At 53.8% G+C, this 599-nt stretch carries 1 protein-coding gene; it reads left to right on the top strand.

Translation table 11 applies throughout. From position 1 onward, the window contains the following. Positions 1 to 63: 63 nt before the first annotated feature. On the top strand, positions 64 to 599 hold a 536-nt coding region (locus M989_RS24020), incomplete at its 3' end, for an IS6-like element IS26 family transposase (protein ID WP_031960954.1).

Below are 599 nucleotides of genomic sequence, written 5' to 3'. Positions count from 1 at the left end.
GGCACTGTTGCAAATAGTCGGTGGTGATAAACTTATCATCCCCTTTTGCTGATGGAGCTGCACATGAACCCATTCAAAGGCCGGCATTTTCAGCGTGACATCATTCTGTGGGCCGTACGCTGGTACTGCAAATACGGCATCAGTTACCGTGAGCTGCAGGAGATGCTGGCTGAACGCGGAGTGAATGTCGATCACTCCACGATTTACCGCTGGGTTCAGCGTTATGCGCCTGAAATGGAAAAACGGCTGCGCTGGTACTGGCGTAACCCTTCCGATCTTTGCCCGTGGCACATGGATGAAACCTACGTGAAGGTCAATGGCCGCTGGGCGTATCTGTACCGGGCCGTCGACAGCCGGGGCCGCACTGTCGATTTTTATCTCTCCTCCCGTCGTAACAGCAAAGCTGCATACCGGTTTCTGGGTAAAATCCTCAACAACGTGAAGAAGTGGCAGATCCCGCGATTCATCAACACGGATAAAGCGCCCGCCTATGGTCGCGCGCTTGCTCTGCTCAAACGCGAAGGCCGGTGCCCGTCTGACGTTGAACACCGACAGATTAAGTACCGGAACAACGTGATTGAATGCGATCATGGCAAACT

Source organism: Kluyvera georgiana ATCC 51603 (genome assembly GCF_001654985.1).
In the GTDB taxonomy this organism is placed as follows: domain Bacteria; phylum Pseudomonadota; class Gammaproteobacteria; order Enterobacterales; family Enterobacteriaceae; genus Kluyvera; species Kluyvera georgiana.
The sequence above is the reverse complement of the archived record's forward strand: the minus strand, read 5'-3'. Positions and strand labels throughout refer to the sequence as shown.